The sequence below is a fragment of the Paenalcaligenes sp. genome, assembly GCF_030152715.1.
GTDB classification, from domain to species: Bacteria; Pseudomonadota; Gammaproteobacteria; order Burkholderiales; family Burkholderiaceae_B; genus Paenalcaligenes; species Paenalcaligenes hermetiae.
In genome coordinates, this window is the sequence record NZ_JASLIX010000086.1 from 1 (window position 1) to 7,139 (window position 7,139).

Here is a 7,139-nt window from a genome sequence, read left to right on the forward strand (position 1 = left end):
CTCTGCGGTGCGTACTACCATGGGTTTGCCGCCGATATCTGCTAAAGGCTTATTAGGCAGTCGGGTCGAGGCTAAACGCGCAGGAATAATGGCAGTAAAAGACATAAGCGTAATTTAGGTTTGATCGGATAGCGTGATGGCTTCGCTGCTGAGCATGATTGGGATACCATCGCGAATGGGGTAAGCAAGTTTGTCAGCAGGGCAAACTAGTTGTTGCTGGGCAGCATTGTGTTCGAGCTTACCCTTGCAAAGTGGGCAAACTAGAATAGCAAGTAAATGGGGTTCCATCATTGATTCTCTCTATGTTTTAGCCTAGCAGGGTCAGCTCATGCAGCTTTTGTTCTAGATCAACGAGCCATGTGCTAGGGGTGAACTGGGGGGCAACATGCACCACCCAGATTCTTGGGTCTGATATATCGGTGCATTTTACGGCATCTTTAGCAGTAATTAACAGTATAGAGGCGGTTTGTTGACTAAAGGTGGAGGCAGCAATTGGGCGATGGTCGGCATGAGCGATACACTGCTCAAGCTGTAAGCCAGCTTGCTCTAGCATAGAAAAAAAGCGTTGTGGCTGTCCAATAGCGGCTAAAGCGGTCATTGAGCATTGGCGATATTGTGCTAACCAGTCGCTAAAAGTGAGCCGTTTGCCTGTGTATAGCTGTTGCATCTGAGTAGCTTGTAAGCACATTGTGACAGAGCGATTTGCTGTGGCAGGAGCTGGTGTGGTAGGCATGGGGCTCAAAGCAGGTAATTGTGTAATAAGCCAATCAGCATGCTGTAAGCGCGAAGGGGGTTCTCGTAATGGTCCAGCTGGTAAGACTAAGCCGTTTCCTATACCACGTTGGTCTTGCACAATAATTTCAATATCTCGTGGTAAGGCCTGGTGTTGAAGCCCATCGTCTGCAATGACCACATTGACCTCTGGATGTTGCTGACAAAGAGCGGTGAGTGCTTGAACGCGTTGGGGATGGACGGCAATGGGCGCTCCTGTCTGTTGAGCGATAAGGCTGGGTTCATCGCCAAAATCTGCAGCAGATAAGACGCCTTGACCCACTCGAGCTGGTCCGATAATAGTCACGCCATAGCCACGACTAATAATTCCAGGTTGCCAACCTTGATTTTTAAGATATTCGCAGAGTGCGAGAACGACTGGCGTTTTGCCTGCCCCACCAACAATAATATTACCTACGACAATAATCGGTGGAGTGGTAAAGGGGAGCTGAGCGCGAGGTTGCTGGGATTGATACTTAATATAGTATCGGGCTAGCTTGCTTAGGGGACGCATAACTAGGCTAAACACGCCTTTTTTGCTCCACTGTTGATGTAGCCATGATTCAATTTGGGCTTGCAGTTTCATTGTTGTGTGACAAAGCTGATTTTTTCAAATTGCGCATGACGAGCGGCTTCGAGAGCCTCTATAACCACGGCATGACGGGCGTTGGCATCAGCATAAATCAATACAGAGGTTTTATTGGGTAGTGCCGTTAACGCCTCGCTAAGAGCATCATGCCCTTGACTTAAAAAGCGACCATTTAAAGCAAACTGTCCATCTTGGCTAATGGCAAGCACATGGCTTTCAGGACTAAGACTCGGTCCTTCTGCGCTTGGTAGTTGCACAGGGATTTCGTGGAGTTGGTTAAAGGTGGTGGTCGCTGTAATAAAGATAAGCACCACCAATAAAATATCGATAAGGGGGATAAAATCCACTCGGACCTCATCAGTGGAAAATGTATGTCGGCGCCGAAAATTCATGATAGTTGGCTAAGAAAGCGGTTGAAACGGCTAGCCTCTATTTCTAGGCGGTGGAGTAAATAATCACTACGTGAACGATAATAGCGGTGAGCAATCAAAGCCGGCACAGCGATGATAATGCCAAAGCCTGTGTTATAGAGTGCCATAGAAATCCCATTGGCTAATAACGTCGGGTCACTGCCCTGAGGTTGATACGAAGCGAAAATCTCAATCATACCTACTACGGTGCCAAATAAGCCCAATAAGGGGGCGATAACCGCGATAGTCCCTAAGGCTGGGAGGTATCGGTTTAGCTGGAAATAGACCTCGCTGCCGGCATCTTCGGCAGCGTGTTGGCGTACCGTTTCAGGTTGGTCTTTGTTTTGTAATAGGCTGGCGTAGATATGCCCTAACGCATTGGTTTTTTGTAAGCGTTGAATTTGCTCTGCGCTGGGGTGGGCTTGCCGCGCAAGCTCGTAGGCATGATCGCGTGCTGCAGTTGAAAATACCGCGGCACTGCGCAAACTAATCCCTCGCTCTATAATTAATGCTAGGCCTATAATGGAACACAGTAATAAAAACCAAATCGGCCAACCTGCGGCTTGAATAATACTTAGCACGTGTAAATCCTTTTTGTGTTGAATACAGCCATTACGATTTATACCAAGGGAGTGAACTTGTATTCTACTGCGAATTCTACAACGCGTAGTCTGACAGTGAGTCAGCTTAACCGTCATATTGCTGCTTTGCTCGAGCAGCAGGTGGGACGCATATGGGTAGAAGGGGAGATTTCCAATTTTACCCAAGCCGCATCCGGCCATTGGTATTTCACCATCAAAGATGAAAGAGCGGCTGTTAAAGCGGTAATGTTTAGGGGGCGAGCATTGCGAGTGGGCTTTATGCCCAAACAGGGTGAAAAATATCGCTTTTATGCTGCGGTGACGCTTTATGAGCCTCGGGGGGATTATCAGCTCCAGGTCGAAAGCTTACAGCGAGCTGGTTTAGGGGACTTACATGCCGAGTTTGAGCGCTTAAAACAAAAATTAGCAGATGAGGGCTTATTTGACTCTGCTTCTAAAAAAACGCCGATCCGTGTACCACAACGTATCGGGGTGGTGACCTCTTTAGCCGCAGCCGCCTTGCGTGATGTGTTAACCACGATGCGCCGTCGGGCTCCGCATGTCGAGGTATATGTCTACCCTGCCGCCGTTCAGGGCGAGGAAGCTCAGGAGCAATTGTGTACAGCATTAGGTAAAGCTATTGCCGATCAAGCCGTAGACACCATTTTATTGGTTCGTGGTGGCGGTAGCCTCGAGGACTTATGGAGCTTTAATAGCGAGCGCTTAGCACGCTTGATAAAAGCGAGTCCTATCCCCATTATTAGTGGGGTAGGGCATGAAACTGATGTAACGATTGCGGACTTTGTTGCCGATGTGCGTGCGCCGACCCCAACGGCAGCCGCTGAGCTGTGCTGTGCCAGTCAAGCACAAAGTAACGCGGATCTGTTAGGGTTATTTAGGCGCTTACAGCAATGTCAGGCTAGAATACTAGAGCGTGCTAGCTTGCGCTTGGATCGAGCCACTGGGCGGTTAGTATCCCCTGAGCAGCGTATTTTGCATAGGCGTCAGCAGCTGCAGCAGCTTGTAGCGCGCATGCAAAGAAGCGCCACGATCCAACCACAACAGCAGCAATTACGTTACTTGCAGCATAGGTTGTTACGTTGTGTGCCACAGACGCAAGGGGCTCGGCAGCAGGTTGTTTTGGCGCAAAAGCGTTTACAGCCCTTGGTGCAGCAGCAGCTACAGCAGCACCAACAGCGCTTGCGAGCGGTATGCCATACCTTACATGCTCTTAACCCTGAAGCCATTGTGGACCGTGGCTATGCGATTGTGCGTAATCAGCACGGAGACATTATTAAACGTTCGGTAGACGTACAGGCTAACGAACCCTTACATATTCAGTTGGCACAAGGCCACCTGCTTGTTAAGCTAAAACAAAAGCACGATTTGCTTTGAATAACAACGCTAATTATTAGCACAACTTAGAAGGAACTAAACATGGCTTTTACCCTTCCAGAATTACCTTACGCTTTGGATGCACTTGCTCCCCATATCTCCAAAGAAACTTTGGAATATCACTACGGCAAACACCACCAAACTTACGTGACCAACCTAAATAACCTGATCGAAGGCACAGACATGGCCAACGACAGCTTAGAAGACATTGTGAAAAAGTCTTCTGGTGGTGTTTTCAATAATGCGGCTCAGGTATGGAATCACACGTTCTATTGGAACAGCATGTCTCCTAATGGTGGTGGCGAGCCTACCGGTGCTTTGGCTGATGCCATCAATGCTAAATGGGGCAGCTTTGATAACTTTAAAGCCGAGTTCAACAAATCGGCCGCTGGCAACTTTGGTTCAGGTTGGACCTGGTTGGTGAAGAAAACCGATGGTACGGTGGATATTGTTAACACTAGCAATGCCGCAACACCCTTAACCACAGACGATGTGGCGTTGTTGACCTGTGACGTATGGGAACATGCGTATTACATTGATACCCGCAACTCCCGCCCACAATATCTAGAAAACTTCTGGAAAGTGGTGAACTGGGACTTTGCAGCGAAAAACTTTGGTGCTTAAACCAGAGCTAGCATAAAGAACCCCGCCTTGAGCGGGGTTTTTTGTATGCGTCTCAGGGAAATTGCCTAGCGAATGAGTGACCGTTATTTGGACAATTAGGTTATGATTTTTGATTTGATACTGTATAAGTTTAAAATACAGATAATTTGAGTCATATTCTTTTAGGAGACAGTATGAGCGAAGCTTTTATTTGTGACGGATTACGTACCCCCTTCGGACGATATGGAGGGAGCCTGGCCCAAGTACGTGCCGATGACTTAGGAGCCGTACCGTTACAAGCCTTAATGCAGCGCTACCCACAAGCTGATTGGAGTCAAGTGGATGATGTGCTTTATGGCTGTGCGAATCAAGCCGGAGAAGACAACCGCAACGTCGCTCGCATGTCTGCCTTGTTAGCGGGCTTACCGATTGATGTGCCTGGCATGACAATTAACCGTTTATGTGGTTCAGGGATGGACGCAATTGGCTCGGCAGCGCGTGCTATTCGTGCCGGTGATGCCCAGTTTATGTTAGCAGGTGGTGTAGAAAGCATGAGCCGCGCACCATTTGTAATGCCTAAAGCCAGTGCGGCTTTTACGCGGGATAATGCGGTGTATGACACAACCATTGGCTGGCGTTTTGTTAATCCTTTAATGCAAAAACAGTATGGGATCGACTCAATGCCTGAGACAGCAGAAAATGTGGCCGATCAGTTTGGCATATCGCGCGAAGATCAAGATGCTTTTGCACTACGTAGCCAACAGCGTACTGCTGCGGCCCAAGCCGCGGGTATCCTAGCCGAAGAGATCACTCCTGTGACGGTGCCGCAGCGTCGTGGCGAAGCATTGGTGGTGGATAAAGATGAGCATCCTCGGGAAACCACTCTCGAAGCGTTGGCAAAGCTTCGTCCTATTGTGCGCGCGGATGGTACGATTACAGCTGGGAATGCTTCTGGGGTTAATGATGGCGCTGCCGCTTTAATTGTGGCGTCAGAGGCTGCTGCTAAGCAACATGGCTTTACCCCTAAGGCACGCGTTGTCGCCATGGTAAATGCCGGTGTAGAGCCGCGCATTATGGGTATTGGTCCTGAGCCTGCCACACGTAAGTTATTAGCGTTAACGGGTTTAACCTTGGATCAAATTGATGTGATTGAACTCAATGAGGCATTTGCAGCGCAAGGTTTAGCCGTGCTGCGAGGTTTAGGTTTGGCAGATGATGACCCACGCGTCAATATTAATGGTGGTGCTATCTCCCTAGGTCATCCTTTGGGCGCCAGTGGGGCGCGTATTGTGATGGCGGCCGTTAATCAGCTACAGCGCTCACAGGGGCGTTATGCTATTTGTACAATGTGTATAGGGGTGGGACAAGGGATCGCGATTTTACTGGAACGCGTTTAAGCGGTAATAAAAAGGCTTGGTCAAACCAAGCCTTTTTTACTTAGGTAACTGTTGGACCTGATCCCCCGGTTGGATACCATGCTTTTGAAACCAGCCTTGTTCCATTTCTAAAGCATAACGAATTGGCTGTGTGGGGCAATGGGATGCCAAGTCAAAGGGCTGCATGTGCTCGATATTCGTGATTTTGCCCTTGGTATCAATAAAAGCAATACTCAAAGGTAAGGGTGTGTTTTTCATCCAAAAGCAAATACGGCTTGGTTGTTCGAACACAAAGAGCATGCCATGATCGGGGGGGAGCTCTAAGCGATGCATTAAGCCTTGTGCCCGTTGGGCTTCTGTTTGCGCGATTTCCGCGTTTAGGCTTTTGTTATTGATTGTTAGTGTAGTAATGTTAGGATGGTTTTGCGCCCAACTCCATTTATATATAACCAAAAACAATAAAACAAAAAAATAAAAAACAGGGCGCTTTAGCCCTGTAAACATAGATGTCATTTTTTTATATACTGAAAATAAATAGGGCGAGAGGTGCTAAGCTGAAGTAATATTTAACGCCTGCTGACCTTTTGGCCCCTGAGCAATTTCAAAAGTGACTTTTTGACCCTCTTTGAGTGTTTTAAAGCCGTTCATTTGAATAGAAGAAAAATGAGCAAAAAGGTCTTCGCCACCATTATCTGGGGTAATAAAACCAAAGCCTTTGGCATCATTAAACCATTTAACAGTACCGGAGATTTTTTCGCTACCCCCGTTGGCGGTGATGATATCTGACATGCTAACAGCCTCTCGACAATATAAATGAAAAACAGTAGTAGGAAGGTGTCAGCTTCCTAGCTTAATCCAGAAGCAAGACATAAATGTTAAAATCTGCTATTAGGATTAGTTTAATAATGCTTAATAACCTTTGATCCCGTCAACTATGGAAATTACCTAGTTTGATTATGAGCACAAATACGACAATAGATAAAGAAAAACTAAAGGCGGAATTAACCGTAGATATGGCTCCGCCCCCTTTGTATCAGGTCATCATGCTAAATGATGATTTTACGACGATGGATTTTGTCGTAGATGTGTTGATGCATGTGTTTAGAAAAAGTGCCGACGAAGCCGAGCGCATTATGTTGACCATTCATTACCAAGGTCGGGCGGTCTGTGGCATATACCCCAAGGATATCGCGGCCACGCGTATTCATCAGGTTCATCAACTCGCTCAGCAAGCACAACACCCTTTGAAATGTATTATGGAGCCGGTACCGGCCTAAATAGCCCTAATAGATGTGGGTTTTTTTATGAAAAACCCTTTAAAGATTCTAAATAGGCTCTATGATAGAGATATGAAATTATGTTTACCGTGAAGGAGGATACATGATCTCCGAAGAATTAGAAGTCAGTCTGCACA

Annotated in this window: 10 protein-coding genes and 1 pseudogene; 4 read left to right on the forward strand and 7 right to left on the reverse strand. The window is 47.3% G+C overall.

Annotated elements, in window-relative coordinates:
• From Q1V74_RS06715 to Q1V74_RS06735, 5 genes and pseudogenes are all read right to left on the reverse strand, one after another.
• A pseudogene (locus Q1V74_RS06715) lies at positions 1 to 105 on the reverse strand (3-deoxy-manno-octulosonate cytidylyltransferase); the annotation flags it as partial.
• Between the two features lie 9 nt (positions 106 to 114).
• On the reverse strand, positions 115 to 288 hold the full coding sequence (locus Q1V74_RS06720) for a Trm112 family protein (RefSeq protein ID WP_300647618.1): 174 nt from the start codon (positions 286 to 288) through the stop codon (positions 115 to 117).
• Positions 289 to 307: 19 nt separating this feature from the next.
• Positions 308 to 1,357, reverse strand: coding sequence for a tetraacyldisaccharide 4'-kinase (gene lpxK, locus Q1V74_RS06725; protein ID WP_300647611.1), 1,050 nt, complete (start codon positions 1,355 to 1,357; stop codon positions 308 to 310).
• Positions 1,354 to 1,752, reverse strand: a complete 399-nt coding sequence (locus Q1V74_RS06730; protein WP_300647612.1) for a biopolymer transporter ExbD — start codon at positions 1,750 to 1,752, stop codon at positions 1,354 to 1,356. Before Q1V74_RS06730 ends, lpxK begins: the two co-directional genes overlap by 4 nt.
• Positions 1,749 to 2,351, reverse strand: a complete 603-nt coding sequence (locus Q1V74_RS06735) for a MotA/TolQ/ExbB proton channel family protein (RefSeq protein WP_300647613.1) — start codon at positions 2,349 to 2,351, stop codon at positions 1,749 to 1,751. Before Q1V74_RS06735 ends, Q1V74_RS06730 begins: the two co-directional genes overlap by 4 nt.
• Positions 2,352 to 2,408: 57 nt before the next feature.
• On the opposite strand from Q1V74_RS06735, the gene xseA reads away from it, so the two are divergent.
• The 3 genes from xseA (at position 2,409) to pcaF (ending at position 5,746) form a co-directional block, all read left to right on the forward strand.
• The gene (gene xseA, locus Q1V74_RS06740) at positions 2,409 to 3,746 is read left to right on the forward strand and encodes an exodeoxyribonuclease VII large subunit (protein ID WP_366524652.1); all 1,338 of its coding nucleotides are present in this window, start codon (positions 2,409 to 2,411) and stop codon (positions 3,744 to 3,746) included.
• A 42-nt stretch (positions 3,747 to 3,788) separates the two neighbouring features.
• Positions 3,789 to 4,370 (forward strand): superoxide dismutase [Fe], encoded by a 582-nt coding sequence (gene sodB, locus Q1V74_RS06745; RefSeq protein ID WP_260649559.1) that lies wholly within the window; start codon positions 3,789 to 3,791, stop codon positions 4,368 to 4,370.
• Positions 4,371 to 4,543: 173 nt separating this feature from the next.
• On the forward strand, positions 4,544 to 5,746 hold the full coding sequence (pcaF, locus tag Q1V74_RS06750) for a 3-oxoadipyl-CoA thiolase (RefSeq protein WP_300647615.1): 1,203 nt from the start codon (positions 4,544 to 4,546) through the stop codon (positions 5,744 to 5,746).
• Between the two features lie 36 nt (positions 5,747 to 5,782).
• On the opposite strand, the gene Q1V74_RS06755 is transcribed toward pcaF, so the two are convergent.
• Entirely contained in the window at positions 5,783 to 6,238 is a 456-nt protein-coding gene (locus Q1V74_RS06755; protein WP_300647616.1) for a DUF192 domain-containing protein, read from the reverse strand.
• 36 nt (positions 6,239 to 6,274) lie between these two features.
• Positions 6,275 to 6,514 (reverse strand): cold-shock protein, encoded by a 240-nt coding sequence (locus Q1V74_RS06760; RefSeq protein ID WP_260649562.1) that lies wholly within the window; start codon positions 6,512 to 6,514, stop codon positions 6,275 to 6,277.
• 167 nt (positions 6,515 to 6,681) lie between these two features.
• Between Q1V74_RS06760 and clpS the strand changes: the two genes are divergently transcribed.
• Positions 6,682 to 7,002: an ATP-dependent Clp protease adapter ClpS gene (gene clpS / locus Q1V74_RS06765; RefSeq protein WP_300647617.1), complete on the forward strand. Its 321-nt coding sequence runs from the start codon at positions 6,682 to 6,684 to the stop codon at positions 7,000 to 7,002.
• Positions 7,003 to 7,139: the final 137 nt, after the last annotated feature.